Here is a 22,569-nt window from a genome sequence, read left to right on the forward strand (position 1 = left end):
AGGCTGTTCTCGGAATATGTGGTAGGTTATCGGCTCAATTGGCGTAGAGCAGACCGACACACTATGGCATCCACCCCCTTCCTACTCCGTCCGCAACAAGGCCCGGGGCCCCAAAGGGTCGTTTTCTGGCTTCTGTGGGTCCTACTGGGTTTTTTCGGCTCCGCTAGGGCCGATACCGTGCCGCCCGTGGCACCTGAGGATAGCTGGCTGGACGTTGTCCGCCAGACGCCCTACTGGGAAAGCCAGGGAGTGGCGGAGAACTTGGCCACCATTCGCCAGTGGGTGTTATTCAGTACAAGCTACTGCCACGAGCCTGAACGCCACATCCTGTTTGATCGGCGAGGTCGGTTTTTGGCCTACATCGACAACGCGGGCTCAAGCAAGGCCACGATCGAGCGGCTCAACCTGACAAGAAAGCGTTTGGCGGCGGAAACCAGAACAAAAACGTGGAGCCCCGGTTCAACCAAAACCCGAGGCTACCCCTTTGCCCTCGCTTGCCATCAACCGTTTGTGGATATAAACGAAGCTATTGAGAGGCTCACAGGCAAAACCGAGGAATACCAGCTGTGGGGCACGTGGGACGGAATGACGGTGGGCGCAAAAGATGAGCAAGTCTCTTTAGTAGAACTGTTCAAAACCGTCTACGAACACCGGAAAGTCCAGGGACGCTTCACTTTTCCAGAGACCATCATGCCCACTTTCCTTGGGAAAACCATTATTGAAAGCGGCGGCCAGAAAGACGCCCTCTCCCGGCAGGCCGCTCGGGGAATTATGCAGCTTCGCCCCGAAGTATTGGACGACTGCCAAGTGCCCAAAGAGTACCGACTCCACCGAATGGTGCAGGTGGACTGCGCCCTGCGTCTGGTGGAGCAAAACCACCGAAACCTGGAAGCGCCCTTTAACACAGTGTTTGGCCATCTTCCCGAGGCCAAGCGCCAGGGGCTTTATAACCTGCTACTGACGCAGGCCTACCAGATTGGCGTCGGCCGGGCCGAGCAACTGCTGACCGGTGTTGAGCTGGGGCAGGCCGCGCGTTACTTCGCAAAAAACCACACCTCGATGAGCCCCGAGGACATTCTGGTCGGTTTGATTTACCACAACCTGGGCAGGGAGGATATAGGCCTGCGCACCCTATACTATGTGACCGACACCTATTTGGCCCGAGACGCGCTCTGCGCTTCCGCCGCCATGGAGCAACATTCCTGGTGTAACAGGCTCACGCCTTGACCTTCCCCCTCGCGGCGGAGCTATAACAGGAAAATGGCGCCACGATATTGTTCTATTGGGCGCCCTTTTCCTTTATTTTCGCCCGTTCTCTACCCGCCAACCTTCCTCAAAGGCTTTATCACTAATTTGGATACGGTTACACGGATAAAGTGTTATATATCAATTTGCAATATTAAGCGTTGGATAATGCGCCAGAATTAAAGCCTTCCTCTTTCGCCCAATAAATCCCCCGCGTCTCTATCGAGGTTCGCAAACCCTTGTAGCGACTGCGCTCTACCGTCGCGATGAACAGCATCTACCCCCAAGAACAACGCTTCATCTTATAGTCTTTCAGAATATATACGATGAAACAAATGCCTCATGAATTATAGTTATGTTGACTTTAAGAGGTGGGTTAACGACACTCAATCCTGCTGGTTCAACCGTCATCGGCAGCGGGGAACGGATTAAAAAAGCGTTCGGAGCGACACCCAATTATAAATCCAATGCTCCGACGCCTCATGAGCCTGCGCAGTCAATCATTCCTGACAAGGCCTCGAAGGTTACTAACGATACTTAAGCAGTATGGATGCCTAGGCACCATTTTTGCGCCGATATAAAAATACATCGTCAGTAACAACAATAATCAAGTAAGAGGATCCACTATGAAACGTGTTGATGTTCAGCCTAAAAAAGGCGGATGGATGAAGTTCCTTTCCACCACCCTAATCAGTGGTGCCGCCGCCTTTGGCATCTCCGCCGCCAACGCTCAAACCATTTGCGACAACCAAACCGGGAATAACGGTGGTTTTTATTATACCCACTGGTCCGATGGTGGAGGCTCTGCCTGCATGACCCTGGGTGACGATGGCAATTACAGTTACGAATGGTCAAACACCGGTAACTTTGTGGGCGGTAAAGGCTGGGGCACGGGTGCCTCCAACCGCATTATCGGCTACAACGCCGGGAACTATTCTCCCTCAGGCAACTCTTACCTAACCCTATACGGCTGGACCAGAGGCCCTCTGGTGGAATACTACGTCGTCGATAGCTGGGGCAGCTATCGTCCGCCCGGTGGCACCCCAGCCGGCACGGTAACCACCGACGGTGGCACTTATGACCTGTACAGAACGCAGCGTGTCAATAAGCCGTCCATTGATGGTAATACCACTTTTTACCAGTACTGGAGTGTTCGTACCTCGAAAAGACCGCAGGGCGACAACAATACCATTACCTTCCAGAACCACGTGGATGCCTGGGCCCGTCAAGGTTGGAACCTCGGCAGCCACCACTACCAGGTACTGGCAACCGAAGGTTGGCAGAGCAGCGGCAGCTCCAACGTCTCCGTTTGGGAATCCGGCACCGGTGGTGGCGGTGGCAACACTGGTGGTGGCGATAGCGGCGACTCCGGCAACAGCGGCTCCAACGAGATCACTGTTCGCGCCCGCGGCACCAATGGCGATGAGCGCATCAACTTGCGCGTTAACGACACCACCGTTGCAAGCTGGACTCTGTCCACCTACATGAACAACTACACCTGGAACGGTAACGCCAGCGGCGGCATTGTGGTTCAGTACGAAAACGACGCCAGCGGTCGCGACGTTCAAGTGGACTACATTCAGGTGAACGGTTCTACCCGGCAGTCCGAGAACCAGAGCTATAACACCGGTGTTTGGCAAAATAATCAATGCGGTGGCTCAAACAGTGAATGGCTTCACTGCAGTGGGTCCATCGGTTATGGCAATCTATAGCACATTACCTTCACTCGCTATTAGATAGTCATTATAGGGGATTCTCCTGGAATCCCCTTTTTTGCTCAAAGGGAGCCGACGTTACCCAAACACGGTGAATGCCATGAAAGCATTGTCCTTCTCAGCATACTGCCTTTGCTTGGCCCTCAGTGCGCCTTGCTTGGCGCAGGTTGATATTTACCAAAGCGATGCTTACTCCGTGGAAGAAATGTGCGCACGGGAGGCTGAACAGGCGAAGGCGACAGACTATAGCAGCGCCTATGAAAACTGCATCGAGAAAAACAGTAATAAACCCATGTATCAATCCGCTGCAAATCGCGCGGACACCAGGCTAGCCGGAGAGAGCGATTCGCTCAGTGACACAGTAGAAAGCAAGCCGTGATAACCCTTCATTCAAGGATGTTTTGCTGTTGTATGGAAGCGTTATATGCGCAAGGGTCGACTCTGGTCTTTTAATGGCTTTGGCACAGCGTTTCCACTTTCCGGCCACCGGCAACACTACGTTGCCAACCAGCACCACCCATCCTGAAAACAGCGAAAGGAGTTATCAATGAAACACCTATTACGACATACACTCATGTTTGCATCGGCGGGTCTTTTATTCGCCGAGGCGGCCCATGCGGTCACCTCGGGACCCGGCGAAGCAACCCTATCGGTTACCAACAACTGGGGCTCGGGCTATTGCGCCAATGCCACCATCGCCAACAACGGTGATGCGAACATTACCGGTTGGACCGTGGGCCTTGACCTAGACGGCACAAGCATCAATAACCTGTGGAACGGTAACCTCAGTGGCACAACCGTGACACCCGCGGCCCACAATGCCAACGTGTCACCGGGAAACAGTGCAAGCTTCGGCTTTTGCGCGAGCGGCAACGGTACGCCCTCCATCACTGAGTTCAGCGTCGACGGCGGTGGTAACGGCGGCACCTCAAGCAGTGCCAGTTCAGTCGCCAGCTCTAGCGCCAGTTCAATCTCCAGCTCTCAGGGTACAGGTGGCAGCAACAGCATCACCGTACAAATGAGCGGTGTCGTTGGAGACGAAAGCGTGAGCCTCGAAATCGGTGGTCAGACCATCGAAACCTGGACGCTGAGTAGCGGTATGATGAACTACAGCGTTGAAACCGATGCTACCGGCGAACTTCGTGTTGCCTTCACCAACGACTCTGGTGACCGCGACGTGCAGGTGGATTACGTCATCGTCAACGGCGTGACTTACCAGGCTGAAGACCAGCAGGACAACACCGGCGCTTGGGACGAAGAGTGCGGTGCGGGTTCTTACTCGGAAATGCTGCACTGCGACGGTTCCATCGGCTTTGGCAACCCGTTTGACGGAAGCACTTCTTCAAGCTCTGCGCCCAGCTCCAGCAGCTCTTCAAGCGCAAGCAGCACTCCTCCGACGAATCCGGGCAACCCTGACTTCCCTCCCTTCCATGTGGGCAACATCACCACTAGTGGCCAAGTCCGTTCCGACTTCACCCAGTATTGGGATCAGATTACGCCGGAAAACGAAGGCAAGTGGGGCTCTGTAGAGGGCACTCGCGACCAGTACAACTGGGGCCCTCTGGACGCCATCTACGACTACGCACGTGCCAACGATATTCCCGTTAAGGCGCACGTACTTGTGTGGGGCAGCCAGCGTCCGAACTGGATCGACGGCTTGAGCGCATCCGAGCAACGGGCGGAAATCGAAGAGTGGATCAGTGACTACTGTGACCGCTACCCGGACACTGAAATTATTGACGTGGTGAACGAGGCATTGCCCTCTCACGCCCCGGCCAATTACGCGGAAAACGCCTTTGGCAGCGACTGGATTACCGAGTCCTTCCGTTTGGCGCGCGAGCATTGCCCGAACGCGGTTCTGGTTTACAACGACTACAACTTCATGACCTGGGACACGGATGCAATCATCGACATGATCCGCCCCGCCGTGAATTCTGGTTACGTGGATGCACTGGGCCTTCAGGCTCACGGCCTGTACAACCCGCAGGTTTGGACTGCTCAGCAAATCGAAGACAAGCTGGACCAGATCGCCGCATTGGGTCTGCCGCTGTACATCTCTGAATATGACATTCAAGAGTCCAACGACCAGTTGCAGCTTGAGTATATGCAGACACACTTCCCGATTTTCTACAATCATCCGGATGTGGTCGGCATTACTCTCTGGGGCTATATCGTAGGCGCCACCTGGCGCGAAGGTACCGGCCTGATGACCAGCAACGGTCAGCAGCGCCCAGCCATGCAGTGGTTGATGGAGTACCTGAACCGGTAACCCCCTCCCTTAATCTGGAAGCTCTCAAGGAATGAGAGCTTGCCGGATCACTTCCTAGCTCCTTCTGTTTGATCGAACCCCCTGTTCTGTTGACAGTTTCCACGGTACCTCTCTACTATGCGGTCAAATCGCTAGCGTTGCAGCATCGCCTGGATAGCGGAAACAGGACCCGCCGCCAGAGTCCAATGCCCTAGTGCCTCCAACAATTCCTACGCATTTGAAGCTTACAAGCAACGCTTTGGGCATGTGCGGGGATTAATATTATTACTGAGTGACGGTTCTCGCCCAGAACGGGTAGAGCGCAAGCACCCCGATGTTGGCTAACACCGGGGCCTCGCGGGGGAGTCTATGGGTTAATAATCGACCTTACGATCGTCGCCTTTCGGGTGCCAAGGGTCGGGCACATAGAACCGGTGTTCCTGTTTTTTATAGTACTCCAGGCTGTGTTCCGGCTCGGGGGAACCTTCTGGCAAGGGCAAGCCGTTTACGCTTTGGAAATAAGCCACGGAGGAGTCCCTCCAGCGAATGGCATCGCGCAGCTGAATTTCCAGCAACGCTTTTACGTGCTCATACCGCTGCTGGTCGATCAGGCCTTTAACGTCCTGCCACTGGGCTTGCATCTGCCGAACTTGCTCGACACCTTTATCGTATTTGTGGACCAACTCTTCCCACAAGGTGCGCCCGGAATCCATTTCGTAATCCCAGCCCAGGTGGTGGAACCAGAGCAGGTAGTCTTCGTCAATTTTTTCGGGATCACCAAACCGTTCGGCAATCGGTTCGTGATACTGCTCAATGGCGTTTGAGCCGGTTTCGGTGCGATCAAAACCGATGCCCTCTTCATCCGCCCGATGGTAATAGGTGGCGGTCCAGTCCGGGCGGCCGGACTTATCGTGCCACGGCGCGGGGCCATAGTGGTGACCCTGAGCATAGAGGTGGGTCAGCCCGAGAGGGCTGCGGTAGTTGACCCCCGCTTCGCGGGACATGGCCATGACCTCGCCAATCGGGTCCAGAAAGCCGGTGTCGTTGGTGAAGGTCATACGCATCCACTCCTCGGCAATGGCCTCGGAGCTGAGCTCGTAATCCCAGGCCAAACGCCCAAAGGCGTACCAACTGGACTGTACGAAGGGGTGGCCGGTCCAGTTGCGATCGGTACCCGGGTTGATCACTGCGGCCATGCCGGTCTGCTCGTATTCAAACACTTCTCCCCCGAGCAGTTTACCAATGGTGCTGCCCTCGCCTTTGGCGTAAGTATCGGTATCCAGTACTTCTTCAAATAGGGTGCCCATGTAGGCCAGGTGATAGGAAAAACCGAAGTACTCCTGGGTCACCTGCAGCTCCAACATAATGTTGGTGTCTTTCAACGCGCCGAACAGCGGCGAGAAGGGCTCGCGGGGCTGGAAGTCGATGGGGCCGTTTTTGATCTGGAGAATGACGTTGTCCTTGAACTTTCCATCCAGGGGCATGAACTCGTCATAGGCTTCACGGAAGCGGTCGCCCTGCTCCGGGGAGTAGACAAAGGCTCGCCAGAAAACAACGCCGCCGTAGGGCTCCAGCGCCTCGGCCAGAATATTAGCCCCCTCCGCGTGGTTGCGCCCATAGCCCTGGGGGCCGGGCTGGCCTTCGGAGTCTGCCTTCACCAGGAAGCCCCCGAGGTCAGGGATATGCTCATAGACTTTCGCTACCCGGTCCTTCCACCACTGCTGCACCTTGGGGTCGAGCGGGTCGGAGGTTTCCAGGTCGCCGAAGGCCCGTGGTGAGTCGTAGTTGATCGACAGGTACGTCTTAATGCCGTAGCGGCGGAACACCCCGGCGAGGGCCGCCACTTTCTCCAGGAACTGGTCCGTGAGAATGCGCGGGTCGGCGTTCACATTGTTGATCACCGTGCCGTTGATGCCCAGCGAGGCGTTGAAACGGGCGTAGTCTTCATAGCGGGGGTTTTCATCGTATTGGGGAAGTGTGCCCCAGTCCCACAGCGACAAGCCCGCATAGCCGCGTTCCACCAAGCGGTTCAGGTTGTCCCAGTGGTTAACGACCCGGTGCTGCACCTTCGGCGCCTCGGCGATGGCGAGGTCCTCCACCGCTTGGTGGGTTTGCATCAGGCGCAGCAGGTGGAAGGCCCCGTAGAGCACGCCGCGCTCGCCTTCGGAGGCAATCACGGTCACGGAACGGCGGCCCATTCGAGTGGTTTCAATCAGGTAGCCCTCCGGCCCCTGCTGGGCCAAGCGGTCCTCCCAGCCCAGGTCCGCGATCAGCTCGGAGCTGTCCGGCGTGCCGATTACCAGCGAGCCACGCCGAGCGAGCTTGTCCGAGCGCTTGGGCGCCTCGCCCAGCATATCGGAAAGGCCTCGCTCCAGCTCTTCGGCCGCGGAATTGAGAATGGCGGCCTCGCCCGGCGCCACCAGGGTGCGGAACTGTCGTTGGTAGTCCTTGACCAGGGAGCGGTCTTCAATCGGGGGGTAGCGCAGCCACATTTCGTAGCCGTCGGCGGCATTGGCACTCAAGGTACCGAAGATGCAGGCCAGTGCCAGGCCTATCGCCAGGAGTTTCTTCATAGCGGGAACCTACTCTCTCTCAAGGTCTTTGGGGTCGTTCATATCATCGTTATAACAACGACCATATTATAGTCATTTTTACCCTATAGGAAGTCGCCCCCTAGTCGCCGGGGGACGACGAAAGGGCCGCGTTATTCCGAGCGCTGCCCGATATGATCGATCAGACTTTCAATGTCTTCCACCGCCTGGGGGGAGGCATCAATGATGTTAAAGCCGGCCCAGTGCTTGCCGTTGTGGTCAGCGTTGCGGGTCCAGAGGCAGTCCACGCCCAGGTGGATGCTGTTGCGCCCGTTAATGGCCTGGGGGAGGTGCAGGTCCAACTTGTAGAGTTTGTCTTCTTCCAGGGGCTGGTCCCCCAGTAGCATCAGGCCGTGGCGATGGATGTTTACCAACCGCCCGAGGTACAGGTCTCGCAAATTGTCGTAAACATCGACGGCGTTGTTTAACGTATAACGCTGCCACTGGCGCTGATAATCAACCATGTGCTGCTTCCTCCGCCGACTCGCCGCCCGCCTTGGCATTGAGTTGTTGATAGATGTTTTCCAGGGCCCGCTCGAAGAACGGCTGGGTGCTGCCGTGAATGATCCTGGCTCGCCCGGCGATCATGTCCCGCGCCAGCTGCAGAGCAGAGCTCATGGCGACTTTGCGCCCCTGTTGATCCACTAGCATGTAGTGCAAGGTCCGCTTGTGGTACCAAGCTACTTTCAGGCGCCGGTGACTTTCGTACTCGAACCAGGTACCGAACTCAATCAGCTTCAGGTCCTCGACCACCTTTTGCTCTTCTTCGGTGACCGGCTCGGGCGTTAAGCGACTCCGGCCGGCCTTCCCCGCGGCAATGCTTTCGAGCCTAGAGCGCATGGGCTCGGGCGCCGGTTCCGCCCGGCGGCTTTGCAGCGCCATTCTTTGCAGGGCGGCCACCGCTTCGAGGAGCTTCTTGCCCTTGGCCTGATCATAGCCGATATTGTCCAAACCCGCTTGAAGGGCGCGAAGCACATTCCCCTGGATTTCACGCTGGCGAGCCTTCTCGCCTTGCCGGGTTTTCGGGTCCAGCGTCCAAAGCAACTGGTCCATCACTTTTACACACTGGTGCCAGCTATTGGAGCTCTCTCCGTAACGCAGAATGACAAAGGACAGGTAATCCGACCAGGGCTGTAAAAGCAGCAGCAAAACCGCCGACGGCAGCTCCCGGTTGTCGGTACGCTGGCGCACCTCATCGTTGACCCGTTGTTTTGCCTCGCGGAGCTTTTCTTCGCCCTGGACTTTTTCCAGGGCACGGCACTCCGTCAGCTCCTGGCGGCGAGCCACGCTAACGGTATATGCATTGAACTCCACTAAAACTTCGGCAAACAGGCGAGGGTCATTGTTAAATTTCGCCAGAAGCCCGAAAACCGTGGTTTTGATCTTGTTATACATGTCGTACTGGCAGGTGCCGTCATTGCTGACCCACCGAGCACCGGCCTCGGCCAAACTGTTGAGCAGCACCCGTGCCGGATGGTTGGTTTGCTCGAAAAAGTCCGTGTCTATAAAGGCCAATTTAAGGAACGGCGTGTGCAGGTAACTCAACAGAGCCTTAACCGAGTCGGGCAGGTTGTCATCGAAGAGCATGTATTCGAACAACAGTTCCACCAAGTCGATGGTGTACAGGTCGCCGGGGGCCAGCGCATCGCTACCCTCGCTGCCGGTGGCGAGCTGCTCCAGCACTTGCTCGCTCACCTGCCGGACCGGCTGCGAGGCTATGAGCGGGCGGGCCTCGCTTCCAGAGCCCTGAGACTGGGTCAGCGCCAGGACCTGGAGGTCGTGCAATAGGCTCACCAGCTGCTCGAGGTTTCGGGGTCGATGGTGGGGTTCGGTGCCGTTGGTAGGTGGGGCGGCGCCCTCAGCGTCACCGTCAGGCTCGACGAGATGATTGAGGTGCCCCTGGAGCAACCGAATGGCGTTATACAAACCGGCTTGGTAGTGGGTGCCGGCCGACGTAGCCATGCCGCTTAGCAGCCGGTCAGAGGCTCGCCGCTGAGGCGTGCCGATGTCTGGGGAGGGCGCTTCGGCCTCATGTCCGACGGCGGACGCGCCCGCGGCGGGGCGTTTCGAGGACGGTTCCGAGGCGGCGGTATAACGCAGGTTCGCCAGCAAGTCCACTTCGACAAAGTAGCGGTTCATCACCTCATAGAGCTCGCCCAGAGGAGCGATTACCTCCTTGTCAAAGACTTTGAAGCCTATAACTCTGGTTCTGTTATCCAGGGCAAGAGGGAGCAGTGAGGTTCGCAGCGCCTCGCAGAACTGCACCGGACTGACCGGGTTCCCCGGCTCGGCTATCTTCTCGCCGCCATTGAGCAGTGCCATTCGCTGGTGCAGAAGCCAGAGTGGGCCCGAAAAGCAGCCATCCGCCCGATGAGTGATCGATGTAATGGCGATGGTTTCTTCAAGGTCGGAAGGCTCCACCCGCGAGAGTAGGCTCCCACTGAAACGCTCCTCTCCGGCCAGGGTCTTCAACTGCTTGTTTTTGAACTGATCAAAGCCATTGCCAAGCTGCTGGCAGAAAGCCTCTTCAAGCGCATACTGGGAGGCTTCAAGCAGGCGTTTGCACTCGAGCAATGACGTGGCGTCCGTGTTGGAGCGGGCCCGTTCGGCACACTCCCCAAGACGTTCACACCATTGGCGCCAGAAAATCGGTAAAAACCGGCGGGCATAGTCGATCGCAAGATGGCGGCAGTGCTTCAGGTGCTGCGCCAGCCGAGGGTCGTTTGGGTCGCCCGATGCCTTGTCGGTACCGGCGTGTTCGGGGTCGGTCATGTTCGCTCCAGTGGTCTTCTCCGTGATCTTCACTGCGTTGTCCTCGTTGGGCCAATCCGGGACTCCACCCCCCTTGCGCCTCCTGCGGGTTACTTAAGCATAGGCAGACTTCCTTCAATGTGCCACAGAGTGAAATATTTGTCACATTTTTAAGCGTCCTCAACAAGAAACCCAAAGCAGCCCACCCGTGGCCGGCCCCGACACCAATGACGGAGCAAGGAGAAAGGGCTGATAAGCGGTCGCGACAATCCCCCCTCCATCTCCTATACTCGGACGGCACAACACATGGCATAAATACGGCCGCCAGGGCGACTAAGATCATCCACCTGGCATTTTTTTCATCCGGGCAGTGATCCCTGCCATCGCGCACCGCGTACCTGTTCAAAACTCCGATGTTCTGCCCAGCACACCGGTAGAACCGGCCAACCGACGAGTAGGGGACGAGCGAGGCGCTGTATGTTGAAGACTAAGGCACAGTCGATGAGTAGCACGAGCTCCGCCAATGGAGAGGGCCCCGATTGGGGGGAACTGCTGGCCAGGGTCGCCAACCAAGGCGATACCCAGGCTTTTAAACAGGTCTATAAGCATTTTGCCCCCCGAATTAAGGCCTATGCCATTAACCAGGGCATGCATCAGCAGGCCGAAGAATTGGTCCAAGAGGTAATGACCAGCGTATGGCGCAACGCGGGAAAGTATCGAGACTCTTTGGCGTCCGCTTCTACCTGGATATTTACGATTACTCGTAATCAGCGTATTGATCTTCTGAGAAAGAAAGGCCGTACTAGCAAGGAGATAACAGTCGATACCGAAGAATTGTGGCAAATTCCGACCGAGGACACCACCATTCGCTCCATTCAGGCGATGTCGACTGAAAAGCGGATGCGCGAGTCCATCAGTGAGCTCCCCGAAGAGCAGATGATCGCCGTGCGCAAAGTCTATTACGAAGGCAAAACCCACCAGGAGGTGGCGGAAGAACTGAACGTTCCCCTGGGCACCTTGAAAGGCCGACTGCGGCTCTCGATGAAGAAGTTACGTGTAATGCTAGAGGCAGCTGAACTATGAGCGCACACCACCCTGACGACCTGACGCTGCTGGACTATGCCGCCGGCAGCCTGGATTTGGCCCAAGCCTTGGCGGTATCGGTCCACCTGGGATTTTGCAGCCAATGCCAGAGTCAGCTTCGCAAACTCAACGCCTTGGGCGGTGTTCTCCTGGCGGAGACCAAGCCGGCTAGCGTGGGCGCCAATGACGACCAGATTGCCGAGGGCGCTCAGACGGAGGCGCTGGATGAGGGATTCGAGGCGCTAATGGCACGTATTGAATCAGAACCAGAGGCGTCCCCAAAGCAGAGCCCCGCCCCTAAAACGACGGGATACCACAACCCGCTGGAGCGCTACCTTCCAGCGTCACTGGATGAGTTGAACTGGCAGCAGCAGACTCGAGAAATCGCGAAGTTCGATCTGACCAATGTCGTGGATTTGGGCAGCGCGCGGGTGGCCCTGCAGAAAATCAAGGCGGGCGCCAAGGTTCCGGTTCACACGCACCGGGGCAATGAGCTGACCGTGGTCCTGAAAGGCGGCTTCTCGGACGAATTGGGTGTGTATCACGCCGGGGACTATATTGCGCGCGACTCTAGCCACAAACACTCCCCCACGGCCCTCCAAAATGAGGACTGCGTATGCCTCACGGTGCTGGATGCGCCCATGAAGTTTACCGGCCCGCTGATGCGCTGGCTGAACCCGCTGTTTGCTTGGCGGGCCTGAAAGACGCCCGATTACGCCTTATACTCCGGCCCACCGTGGCGATCAGACGCCCACAAAAAAAGCCCGCGCTGGAATAGCGCGGGCTTTTTTGTGGGGAAAATCTCCGAGGACTTAGTCTTCGGAGGTTTCCTCACTGGCCGGTGCGTCAGCTGACGCATCCGCTTTGGCCTCTTTGATGGACAGCTTAATACGACCGCGCTGATCCACATCCAGGCACTTGACCTTAACCATTTCACCTTCTTTCAAGTAATCGCTCACGGCGTTAACCCGCTCGTCCGCGATCTGAGAGATGTGAACCAGGCCGTCTTTACCCGGCAGGAAGTTAACGAACGCACCGAAGTCCACGATACGTACAACCTTGCCTTCGTAAATCGCGCCAATTTCCGCCTCGGCGGTAATCTCTTCGATTTTGGCGACGGCCGCTTTCAGGGCATTGCCATCGTCCGCGTAGACCTTCACGGTACCGTCGTCATCGATATCGATGGATGCGCCGGTTTCTTCGGTAATGGAACGGATGGTCGCGCCGCCCTTGCCGATGATGTCGCGAATCTTGTCCGGATGTACTTTCAGGGTTTCAAAACGCGGTGCGTTTTCGCTGACCGTCTCGCGGGAGGCAGCTAGCACCTTGTTCATTTCACCCAAAATGTGCAGACGAGCACTCAGGGCCTGCTCCAGAGCGGTTTCCATGATTTGCTCGGTAATACCCTGGATTTTGATGTCCATTTGCAGCGCGGTCACGCCACTGGTGGTACCGGCCACTTTAAAGTCCATATCGCCCAGGTGGTCTTCATCACCGAGGATGTCGGTCAAAACCGCAAAACCATTGTCGTCTTTCACCAGACCCATGGCGATACCGGCCACCGGCGACTTCATGGGCACACCCGCGTCCATCAGGGCCAGACTGGCGCCACACACAGAGGCCATGGAGCTGGAGCCGTTGGATTCGGTAATTTCGCTCACAACACGCATGGTGTAGGGGAAGCCGTCTTCTTTCGGCAATACCGCGCCCACGCCGCGGCGGGCTAAGCGACCGTGGCCGATTTCCCGGCGACCAGTGCCCCCCATGCGACCACACTCGCCCACACAGTAGGGCGGGAAGTTGTAGTGCAGCATGAACGGGTCTTTGCGCTCGCCTTCCAGGGCGTCAATAATCTGAGAGTCGCGCGCGTTGCCCAGCGTAGCGGTTACCAACGCCTGAGTTTCACCCCGGGTGAACAGGGCGGAGCCGTGCGCCTTGGGCAAAACGCCCACGTCCACCTCGATGGGCCGCACGGTGCTGTTATCGCGACCGTCGATGCGGGGCTCGCCGGCGACAATGCGTGAGCGCACCAAATTCTTCTCGATGCTGGCAAACAGGCTTTCTACCTCGCTCGCCTCGACCCCGGCTTCCTCGTCGGCCACCTGCTCGACCGCCTGATTGCGCAGCTCGGACAGCTTGGCGTAACGCTCGGCTTTGTCGGTAATGCGATAAGCTTCGCCAATCGGGCCGGCAAAACTTTGCTCGATTTTGGATTTCAGTTCGGTGTTTTCTTGAACCGGCGTCCACTCCCAGCGGGGCTTGCCGCCGTCGCGGGCCAGCTCTTCACAGGCTTGAACCACCACCTGCATTTCCTGGTGAGCGTACAGCACAGCTCCCAGCATGATGTCTTCCGGCAGCTCCTGCGCTTCGGATTCGACCATCAGGACGGCGTCTTTAGTGCCGGAAACCACCATATCCAGCTCGGACTCTGCCAACTCAACGTAGCTGGGGTTGAGCAGGTAGCCCTTATCCTGGGTATAGCCCACGCGAGCCGCGCCGATGGGGCCGTCAAACGGAATGCCCGAGATTGACAGACAAGCGGAGGTGCCGATCATGGCCGGAATATCCGGGTCCACTTCTTTACAGGTGGACATGACGGTGCACACCACTTGCACTTCATTCATGAAACCTTTGGGAAACAGCGGACGGATGGGACGGTCGATCAGGCGAGAGGTGAGGGTTTCTTTCTCGGAAGGGCGACCCTCGCGCTTGAAGAACCCACCGGGAATTTTACCCGCCGCGTAGGCGCGCTCCTGGTAAAACACCGACAGCGGAAAGAACGGCTGGTCGGGCTTGGCTTCTTTGGCGCCGACCACGGTACACAGTACCGAGGTATCACCCATGGTTACCATGACCGCACCGGTGGCCTGACGGGCGATGCGTCCGGTCTCCAGGGTGACCGTTTCGCCACCGTATTGAAACTTTTTGATAATCGGATTCACTCTTCTATCCTTCTCTTCTTCACGTTCATTTCATTCAGTCATTGACTGTCAAGACGTGGAACCGTTCAGCGCGTATTTCTCATTCGCGACTTCAGAAGGGTTCTGGCCATCTTGCAGATCGCTTGCGGGCGGCATCAACGTCGCCCGCGGGTGGCTCCTCGGATAATTTCATCAGAGCCGGTACAGCTCTCCAGCCCGAGGGCTGAAGGGCGGAAAAAAGAGTGCCCGCCGAAGAGGCGGGCACTAAACTTTTACCGACGCAGACCCAGTTTCTGAATCAGGTCAGCATAACGCTTGGTGCTCTTACCTTTCAGGTAATCCAGCAGCTTGCGGCGCTGGTTAACCATACGGATAAGGCCACGGCGCGAGTGGTGATCCTGTTTGTGGCCCGAGAAGTGCTCCTGCAGCTTGTTGATATTGGTGGTCAACAACGCTACCTGAACCTCCGGGGAACCGGTATCACCATCACCCTGCTGGTGTTCTTTTACTACTTCCGCTTTTTCTGCAGCACTCAGTGCCATAATCGTTTCCTCTTTGAATATGCCATTCATAAAAACAGCCGCACCCGCGCATATTTACAGGTGGGTTGTATACCCGAGACTCAAGCCTCGGCGTTTGCCAGCCGAAGCTGGCGAACACGGTTGGGAGGCGCCTTGGCGCCGGAGCCATGCCCCGCGCTCAGGTCGCCACGGTAGCGGCCACGAGCCGCTTGGGGGCCACGCGGCCTTCGTCATCCAGCTCGCCCAGGCCCAGGAAGCGCGGGCTCTCGGCCTCGCCATGGCCGCCTTGAAAGACCCGCACCATATCACCTTCATCGCCCAGGCGATAGACCTGGGGATCCATCACCGGGTTGCCCAGACGGAAGTAATAAGCACTGTCCGCGGGCAGGGTCAGGGCGGGCAATTCCGCCACCGGCGTGTCGGCCGGGAGCAGGTGGTGGTCCAACTGCTCCGCCAGCCCGTCGCCTCGTTCCTCTTCGAGCGCCTCCAGGCTGACAGCCCTGGCCACATCAAAGGGCCCGCTGCGAGTTCGGTGCAGTTGTTCCACGCGCGCCCCACAGTCCAGGGCTTGGCCGATATCCTCGGCCAAGGTACGAATATAGGTGCCTTTTGAGCAGTGCACTTCGACGTCCACTTCGGCCTTCGGTCCCGGGCGGAAACCCAGCAGCTCGATTTTGAAAATGGTCACCGGCCGGGGCTGACGCTCCACTTCCTTGCCCTCTCGGGCCAGCTTGTACAAGGGCTGGCCGTTCAGCTTCAGAGCCGAGTACATGGGCGGCACCTGCTCAATATCGCCCACAAAGTGCTCTAGCGTCTGCGCGACTTGTTCGCGGGTAATCCCAGAGGCGTCCGATTCGTACAGCACTTCGCCTTCGGCGTCACCGGTGCTGGTCACCACACCCAGTTTGAACGTGCTCCGGTAGCCCTTTTCGGCATCCAGAAGAAACTGAGAAAATTTGGTGGCCTCTCCAAAGCACAGCGGCAGCAGGCCGGTGGCCAGAGGGTCAAGGCTGCCGGTATGGCCGGCCTTGGCGGCAAAAAACAGGCGCTTGGCGCGCTGCAGGGCGTGATTGGAGCTCATGCCCGCCGACTTGTTCAGTAACAGGACGCCGTCAATCAGGCGACCTTTGCGACGCCGACCCATTACGTCTCCCCGTCGGAATCATCCTGTCCATCGGACGCTTCCCGGCGGTGCCGGGCCCGGTCATCGGCCACGGCGCGGTCAATCAGGCTGGACAATTCCTGCCCGCGGATAGCGGTTTTATCGTAGTAGAACTGCACTTTGGGGACCGTGCGCATGTTCATTTCCTTGGCCAGCAGCGTGCGTAAAAAGCCCGCGGCACCGTTCAAGCGCTTGGCGCCCTCGATGCCGTCCTCATCGCTTTCACTGCCCACAAAGGTCACGTACACCTTGGCAAAGGCCATATCCCGGCTGACCGTTACATCATTGATGTTAACCATCCCAATACGCGGATCGCGCACTTCCTGCGGGATCAGCTTTGCCAGGAGTCTCTGAATGGCGTCGGACACCCGGTCCGCGCGCGTAAATTCTCTGGGCATTGCCCACTCACCTCACTCAATTTTAGCGGCGCATTAAGACAAGAGCGCCCCGGCAATCATTGATCGCCGGGGCTGCTGCCTGGAATCGGTCCCGGATCAGAGGTTGCGAGCCACTTCTTTCACTTCGTAAACTTCGATCTGGTCGCCGACTTTCACATCGTAGTTCTTCACGCCGATGCCGCACTCCATGCCATTGCGCACTTCGCTGACGTCATCCTTATACCGACGCAGGGACTCGAGCTCGCCCTCGAAGATCACCACATTGTCACGCAATACGCGAATGGGTTTGTTCCGGTACACGGTGCCTTCGGTCACCATACAGCCGGCCACTTGGCCGAACTTGGGCGAACGGAACACTTCACGCACATCGGCAATACCGACAATGGTTTCCACCCGCTCCGGTTCCAGCATACCGCTCAGGGCACCTTTCACGTCATCCAAGAGCTGATAGATGATGCTGTAGTAGCGAATCTCAACGCCCTCGGCTTCGGCCAACCGGCGAGTGGCCGCGGAGGCCCGCACGTTAAAGCCGAATACAATCGCCCCGGAGGTCAACGCCAAGTTAATGTCGTTCTCGGTAATACCGCCAACCCCGGAGGAGACGATGTTAACTTCAACCTCCTCGTTGCCGATTTCGGCCAGAGACGCTTGCAACGCTTCCAGGGAACCGCGCACATCGGCCTTGACCACCACCGGAAGAACCTTGGTCTGGTCGGATTCCATGTTGGCGAACATGTTTTCGAGCTTGGCCGCCTGTTGGCGCTGCAGCTTCTCTTTGCGTTCTTTCTCCGCCCGGAACTCCGCCACGTCACGGGCTTTGCGCTCGTCTTCCAGTACCGCGAAGTCATCGCCCGCACTGGGGGCATTATCCAAACCGAGGATTTCCACCGGAGAGGAGGGGCCCACTTCTTTAACTTGCTGGCCCAGTTCGTTGGTCATGGCGCGGACGCGACCGTAGCTCTGTCCGGCCAATACCAAGTCACCATGCTTGAGCGTACCCTGCTGTACCAGCAAAGTGGCGACCACACCGCGACCTTTCTCGACGCTGGATTCGACCACCACACCCTGGGCCGGCGCATCGGCCACGGCGCGAAGCTCGAGGATTTCCGCCTGTAGCGAAACGGCCTCCAGCAGCGCCTCAATACCATCGCCGCTGTGAGCGGACACTTCAATAAACTGGGTGTCACCGCCCCACTCTTCCGGAATCACGTCCTTCGCGGCCAGTTCGTTCTTCACCCGATCCGGGTCCGCATCTTCCTTGTCGCACTTGTTAATGGCCACGACCATCGGCACGCCTGCGGCCTTGGAGTGCTGAACCGCTTCCTCGGTCTGGGGCATAACGCCGTCATCGGCGGCCACCACCAGAATTACCACGTCGGTGCACTGGGCACCGCGAGCACGCATGGCGGTAAAGGCCGCGTGCCCCGGGGTATCCAGAAAGGCGATGTCGCCGTGGGCGGTGTGAACCCGGTAGGCACCAATGTGCTGGGTAATACCACCGGCTTCGCCCGAAGCCACCTTGGTTTTACGGATGTAGTCGAGCAGCGAGGTTTTACCGTGGTCGACGTGACCCATTACGGTCACCACCGGCGCGCGGGGCTGGCCTTCACCTTCAATTTCCAGCTCTTCTTCGAGCTTGTGCTCGATCTCGTCTTCGCTCTTCAGAACCGGATTGTGCCCGAACTCTTCCACCAGCAGCTGGGCCGTTTCCTGCTCCAAGGGCTGGTTGATGGTCGTCATGACGCCCATCTTCATCAGCTGTTTAATAACTTCGCCCGCTTTGACGCTCATCCGCTGGGCCAAATCGGCCACGGTGATGGTCTCGGGAATCTCTACGTCTCTAATAACTCTACCTGTCGGTTTCTTAAAGGCATGTTTGTTGGAAGCCTTGTGAGCCGCCCGCACGCTGCGACGACGGGCCAGCACGTCCTGAGACTCGGTTTCTTCGGCCGCCATGGCGTACAGGTCTGCCTTGGAGTTTTTCTTGGAGCCGCCCATACCGCGTTTGCCCTTACCGGCACGCTTGCGATGCTTGGAGCCCTCGTCATCATCGAATACCTTGCCGTGACGCTCTTTCTTCTTGCCCGGCTTGGCATCGTCTTTTTCTCCGGTCGGCGCATCCACCACGGCGGCGGCTCGCTCGGCCCGGGCCGCTTCCTGGGCCTTGCGCACCTCTTCCTGGGCCTTAAGCTCGGCTTCGCGCTTCGCCTCCTCGGCCTTGCGGCGCTCCTGTGCACGCAAGCGAATCTCTTCGGCATCGTCAACAAAGGAGGTGCGAGCCGGTTCGGGCTCGGCGTCTGACTCTTTTGCCGGCGCCTCTTCGGGCTGGCTTTCGGTCTTGGCCTCAGCCTCTTCAGACTTCTCCGCCTGAACCTTCGAGGCCTCCGCTTGCGCTTCAGCCTCGGCCTTTTTCGCCTCTTCAGCGGCTTTTGCTTCCGCTTCGACGCGCGCCGCTTCCGCGGCAGCCGTTTCTTCCGCTACCCGTTGCGCTTCGGCCTCGGCTTCCGCTTCCGCCTGTGCTTCCTGAGGATCACGCTTCACGTAGGTGCGTTTTTTACGCACTTCCACGTTAACGGTCTTGCGCGCGGAGCCACTGCCCGTTTTGAGGGTAGTCGTGGTTTTACGCTTGAGCGTAATTTTCCGGGGCCCGTCCGAGGACTCACCGTGGCTGGTTTTGAGGTAAGTCAGCAGGGTTTGCTTCTCCTCGTCAGACACCAGCGCGTCTTCGGTTTTCTGGCTCAGGCCGGCCTCTTGCATTTGCTTAAGCAAACGCTCGACCGGTGCGCCCACAGATTTGGCGAGTTCGCTAACTGTTACTTCTGCCATTATGTATCCTCAGTGTTGTTCGTTGCCCGCGATGCTCGACCTGAATAACAGCTTCAGGGATCAGGCAAACCAGGGCTCGCGCGCCTTCATAATCAGCGCCGCTGCGCGCTCTTCGTCCATGCCTTCAATCTCCAGCAGATCGTCAATCGCCTGCTCGGCCAGGTCTTCCATGGTAACGATGCCGCGCGCCGCTAGGGTTTTGGCCAGGGCCTCATCCATGCCCTCCATGTTGAGCAGGTCTTCCGCCGGTTCAGAGTCGCCGTGCTCCTCCGAGGCCAGGGCCTGGGTCAGCAGGGCGTCTTTGGCTCGTGCTCTGAGTTCTTCGGCAATGTCTTCATCGAACCCTTCGATGGCCAGCATTTCATCCAGCGGTACGTAAGCAACCTCCTCCAAAGAGGTGAAGCCTTCCTCGACCAACACGCCGGCGACGTCTTCATCCACGTCCAGAGCGTTCATAAAGAGCTCGATATAGCTGCCGGATTCCTCTTCCTGCTTGGACTGCCACTCTTCCAGGCTCATCACGTTGATGTCCCAGCCGGTCAGTTCACAGGCCAGGCGAACATTCTGCCCGCCGCGACCGATCGCCATGGCCAGGTTGTCTTCGCTGACGGCCAGGTCCATGGAGCCAGCATCTTCATCCACCACAATGGATTCGATTTCGGCGGGGGACATGGCGTTGATGACAAACTGCGCCGGATTGTCGTCCCAGAGGACAATATCCACCCGCTCATTGCCAAGCTCGTTGGAGACCGCCTGCACCCGCGAGCCGCGCATCCCAACGCAAGCCCCCACCGGATCAATTCGGCCATCATTGGTGTTGACCGCAATTTTGGCACGCAGCCCCGGGTCGCGCGCGGCGCCCTTGATCTCGATGACTTCTTCGGCAATTTCCGGAACTTCGATTTTGAACAGCTCGATCAGCATTTCCGGGCAGGAGCGGCTCAGGAACAACTGGGGGCCGCGAACTTCGCTACGCACGTCCTGCAGCAGGGCGCGCACCCGATCACCGACACGGAAAATTTCCCGCCCTACCAGCTGATCGCGTGGCAATAGACCTTCGGCGTTATTGCCGAGGTCCACAATGATACTATCGCGCGTGACTTTTTTCACGCTGCCGCTGACCAGTTCACCGACCTGATCCCGATACTCTTCCACCATTTGAGCCCGCTCGGCTTCGCGCACTTTCTGCACGATGACCTGTTTGGCGGTCTGGGCGGCGATGCGACCAAATTCAACGTTCTCGATTTTTTCCCGATACACGTCGCCCACCTGGAGGTTCGGGTCTTTCTCCGCAGCCTCCTCGGTGGTCAGCTGGGTACCGAGCTCGGCCAAAACGTCGTCGGAAACCACTTCCCAGGTGCGGAAGGTTTCGTAATCGCCCGTGGCGCGGTCAATCTGAACGTCGATGTTGGAATCTTCGTCAAACCGCTTTTTGGTGGCCGTGGCCAGCGCGGACTCAATGGCCTGGAAAATAATCTCTTTTTCCACACCTTTTTCGTTTGACACCGCATCGGCGACCAACAAAATTTCTTTGTTCATGAAATTGCCTCGTTAAACTCCATCACCTGACATTGCAGGGCTTCTAACAACCCGACAACGCAGAGGGCTAGAAGCGTGGGACCAAATTCGCTTTTTCAATCGACCCGAATGACAGTACGTGCTCTGCACCGTCCACTATCAAAATTACCGAGCCCCCTTCTACGGCCTTCAGCTGGCCTTTAAATTTCCTCCGCCCGGCAATGGGCGCCCGGGTCTTCAGTGCAACCACCTCACCAACATAGCGACCATATTGCTCGGGTGTAAATAACGGGCGATCCATTCCCGGCGATGACACTTCCAGGGTGTAGCGACTGCTGATGGGGTCTTCCACATCCAGCACACTGCTCACCTGGCGACTGACCCGCTCGCAATCTTCGAGCGTAACGCCTTCTTCGCCCTCGCGGTCGATATAAATACGCAAGGTGGAATAGCGGCCCTGGGTGAGAAAGTCCAACCCCCAGAGTTCGCAATCCAGTGCCGCGACAACGGGCGCGATCAGCGCATGCAGCTGTTCTTGTTTGGACGCCATGAAACAAATCACCTGTGTGGCGGGGTGCCGCCCAAACAAAAAATGGGCCAGAGGCCCATTTTTTGAAACTGCGGCCACAGGCCTCTGTGGCAGGGGAACACCCCTTTTTTCAAATACAAAAAAGCCCCATAACAGGGGCTTATTCGAGCGCCGGCTTCTTTAAAGGCCGACTGGGAAAGCTGAAAACCGTTCAAAAGGTCCCTCATCAACTTTCCGAAAAGTGGTAGCGGGGGCTGGATTTGAACCGACGACCTTCGCCGGCTTTGCCGCCCCGGTAGAAAGCGAGACCGACTCGTCGGGCTGCTAACTACTGGCACTACACTAGAATTTGGTAGCGGGGGCTGGATTTGAACCAACGACCTTCGGGTTATGAGCCCGACGAGCTACCAGACTGCTCCACCCCGCAACTGCAACTCAGCGAGCAGGTCACTGCCCGTCTGAGGTGGCGCATTATAGGGGTAGCCCCTAGGTGGGTCAACCCCGATTTCAGTTTATTTCCAAGGACTTGCCCATAATCGTTCTTTACACTCCAAACGGCCGGTTCAGGTATCGGTTTGGGGGCAGCCTCCCTATAATGGCCCGCAATAAAGTCAATCCCATTAATGCACGGAGGTTTTTCATGACACACCCACTGCGCACGCTCACCGCCACCGCGCTGCTGAGTCTTTTCGCCCTGGGCTCCCAGGCGCAAAGCGCGTACATCATCTCCCCGGCCGACGGGGAAACCGTGACCAGCCCAGTGACGATCAAGTTTGGTCTTCAGGGGGCGGGCGTCGCACCCGCTGGCGTGAAACAGGACAACACCGGCCACCATCATCTGCTGATCGACCTGGACAAGCTCCCCGCACTGGACAAGACTATTCCAGCCGATGACCGACATGTGCACTTCGGCGGCGGCCAGACCGAGGCCACCATTGAGCTTGAGCCCGGCGAACACACCCTGCAGCTACTGCTGGGCGATCACATGCACCAGCCACACACGCCACCGATCATGTCGAAGAAAATCACCGTAACCGTCGAAGAGTAACACCTCTACTCAG

17 protein-coding genes and 1 tRNA gene are annotated in these 22,569 nt (G+C 57.8%); 7 read left to right on the top strand and 11 right to left on the bottom strand.

Annotated features, from left to right (window positions below):
- Nucleotides 1-63: 63 nt before the first annotated feature.
- The 4 genes from AAE514_RS11855 (at nt 64) to AAE514_RS11875 (ending at nt 5,229) form a co-directional block, all read left to right on the top strand.
- A complete protein-coding gene (locus tag AAE514_RS11855; protein WP_347331758.1) occupies nt 64-1,227 on the top strand; it encodes a hypothetical protein in 1,164 nt (387 codons plus the stop codon).
- 644 nt (nt 1,228-1,871) lie between these two features.
- Nucleotides 1,872-2,957 (top strand): glycoside hydrolase family 11 protein, encoded by a 1,086-nt coding sequence (locus AAE514_RS11860; RefSeq protein WP_347331759.1) that lies wholly within the window; start codon nt 1,872-1,874, stop codon nt 2,955-2,957.
- A 103-nt stretch (nt 2,958-3,060) separates the two neighbouring features.
- Entirely contained in the window at nt 3,061-3,339 is a 279-nt protein-coding gene (locus AAE514_RS11865) for a hypothetical protein (RefSeq protein ID WP_347331760.1), read from the top strand.
- Between the two features lie 168 nt (nt 3,340-3,507).
- Nucleotides 3,508-5,229, top strand: coding sequence for an endo-1,4-beta-xylanase (locus AAE514_RS11875; RefSeq protein WP_430623900.1), 1,722 nt, complete (start codon nt 3,508-3,510; stop codon nt 5,227-5,229).
- A gap of 353 nt (nt 5,230-5,582) precedes the next feature.
- Here the strand turns inward: AAE514_RS11875 and AAE514_RS11880 are convergent, their stop codons facing one another.
- From AAE514_RS11880 to AAE514_RS11890, 3 genes are all read right to left on the bottom strand, one after another.
- Entirely contained in the window at nt 5,583-7,781 is a 2,199-nt protein-coding gene (locus AAE514_RS11880) for an alpha-glucuronidase family glycosyl hydrolase (RefSeq protein ID WP_347331761.1), read from the bottom strand.
- 131 nt (nt 7,782-7,912) lie between these two features.
- Nucleotides 7,913-8,263 carry a PilZ domain-containing protein gene (locus tag AAE514_RS11885; protein ID WP_347331762.1) on the bottom strand — a complete coding sequence of 117 codons (351 nt, stop codon included), beginning with the start codon at nt 8,261-8,263 and terminating at the stop codon, nt 7,913-7,915.
- The gene (locus AAE514_RS11890) at nt 8,256-10,571 is read right to left on the bottom strand and encodes a DUF1631 family protein (RefSeq protein ID WP_347331763.1); all 2,316 of its coding nucleotides are present in this window, start codon (nt 10,569-10,571) and stop codon (nt 8,256-8,258) included. Before AAE514_RS11890 ends, AAE514_RS11885 begins: the two co-directional genes overlap by 8 nt.
- 480 nt (nt 10,572-11,051) lie before the next feature.
- Between AAE514_RS11890 and AAE514_RS11895 the strand changes: the two genes are divergently transcribed.
- Together AAE514_RS11895 and AAE514_RS11900 are read left to right on the top strand one after the other, a co-directional pair.
- Nucleotides 11,052-11,633, top strand: coding sequence for a sigma-70 family RNA polymerase sigma factor (locus tag AAE514_RS11895; protein WP_347331764.1), 582 nt, complete (start codon nt 11,052-11,054; stop codon nt 11,631-11,633).
- Entirely contained in the window at nt 11,630-12,334 is a 705-nt protein-coding gene (locus AAE514_RS11900; protein ID WP_347331765.1) for a ChrR family anti-sigma-E factor, read from the top strand. Before AAE514_RS11895 ends, AAE514_RS11900 begins: the two co-directional genes overlap by 4 nt.
- Before the next feature lie 111 nt (nt 12,335-12,445).
- On the opposite strand, the gene pnp is transcribed toward AAE514_RS11900, so the two are convergent.
- The 8 genes from pnp to AAE514_RS11940 all read right to left on the bottom strand — a co-directional run bounded on the left by pnp (nt 12,446) and on the right by AAE514_RS11940 (nt 21,935).
- Nucleotides 12,446-14,575, bottom strand: coding sequence for a polyribonucleotide nucleotidyltransferase (gene pnp, locus AAE514_RS11905; protein WP_347331766.1), 2,130 nt, complete (start codon nt 14,573-14,575; stop codon nt 12,446-12,448).
- A 251-nt stretch (nt 14,576-14,826) separates the two neighbouring features.
- Nucleotides 14,827-15,096, bottom strand: coding sequence for a 30S ribosomal protein S15 (rpsO, locus tag AAE514_RS11910; RefSeq protein WP_347331767.1), 270 nt, complete (start codon nt 15,094-15,096; stop codon nt 14,827-14,829).
- A 157-nt stretch (nt 15,097-15,253) separates the two neighbouring features.
- Nucleotides 15,254-16,219, bottom strand: coding sequence for a tRNA pseudouridine(55) synthase TruB (gene truB / locus AAE514_RS11915; RefSeq protein ID WP_347331768.1), 966 nt, complete (start codon nt 16,217-16,219; stop codon nt 15,254-15,256).
- A complete protein-coding gene (gene rbfA / locus AAE514_RS11920) occupies nt 16,219-16,635 on the bottom strand; it encodes a 30S ribosome-binding factor RbfA (protein WP_347331769.1) in 417 nt (138 codons plus the stop codon). Before rbfA ends, truB begins: the two co-directional genes overlap by 1 nt.
- Before the next feature lie 96 nt (nt 16,636-16,731).
- A complete protein-coding gene (gene infB, locus AAE514_RS11925; RefSeq protein ID WP_347331770.1) occupies nt 16,732-19,461 on the bottom strand; it encodes a translation initiation factor IF-2 in 2,730 nt (909 codons plus the stop codon).
- A gap of 60 nt (nt 19,462-19,521) precedes the next feature.
- Complete coding sequence (gene nusA / locus AAE514_RS11930; RefSeq protein WP_347331771.1) at nt 19,522-21,000, bottom strand: transcription termination factor NusA; 1,479 nt, start codon at nt 20,998-21,000, stop codon at nt 19,522-19,524.
- A gap of 67 nt (nt 21,001-21,067) precedes the next feature.
- A complete protein-coding gene (gene rimP, locus AAE514_RS11935) occupies nt 21,068-21,529 on the bottom strand; it encodes a ribosome maturation factor RimP (protein WP_347331772.1) in 462 nt (153 codons plus the stop codon).
- Nucleotides 21,530-21,858: 329 nt separating this feature from the next.
- Nucleotides 21,859-21,935, bottom strand: a tRNA-Met gene (locus tag AAE514_RS11940).
- A gap of 213 nt (nt 21,936-22,148) precedes the next feature.
- Here AAE514_RS11940 and AAE514_RS11945 point away from each other — a divergent pair.
- The gene (locus AAE514_RS11945; protein ID WP_347331773.1) at nt 22,149-22,556 is read left to right on the top strand and encodes a DUF4399 domain-containing protein; all 408 of its coding nucleotides are present in this window, start codon (nt 22,149-22,151) and stop codon (nt 22,554-22,556) included.
- Nucleotides 22,557-22,569 lie beyond the last annotated feature (13 nt).

It is taken from the genome of Marinimicrobium locisalis, assembly GCF_039822625.1.
Taxonomy (GTDB): Bacteria; Pseudomonadota; Gammaproteobacteria; order Pseudomonadales; family Cellvibrionaceae; genus Marinimicrobium; species Marinimicrobium locisalis.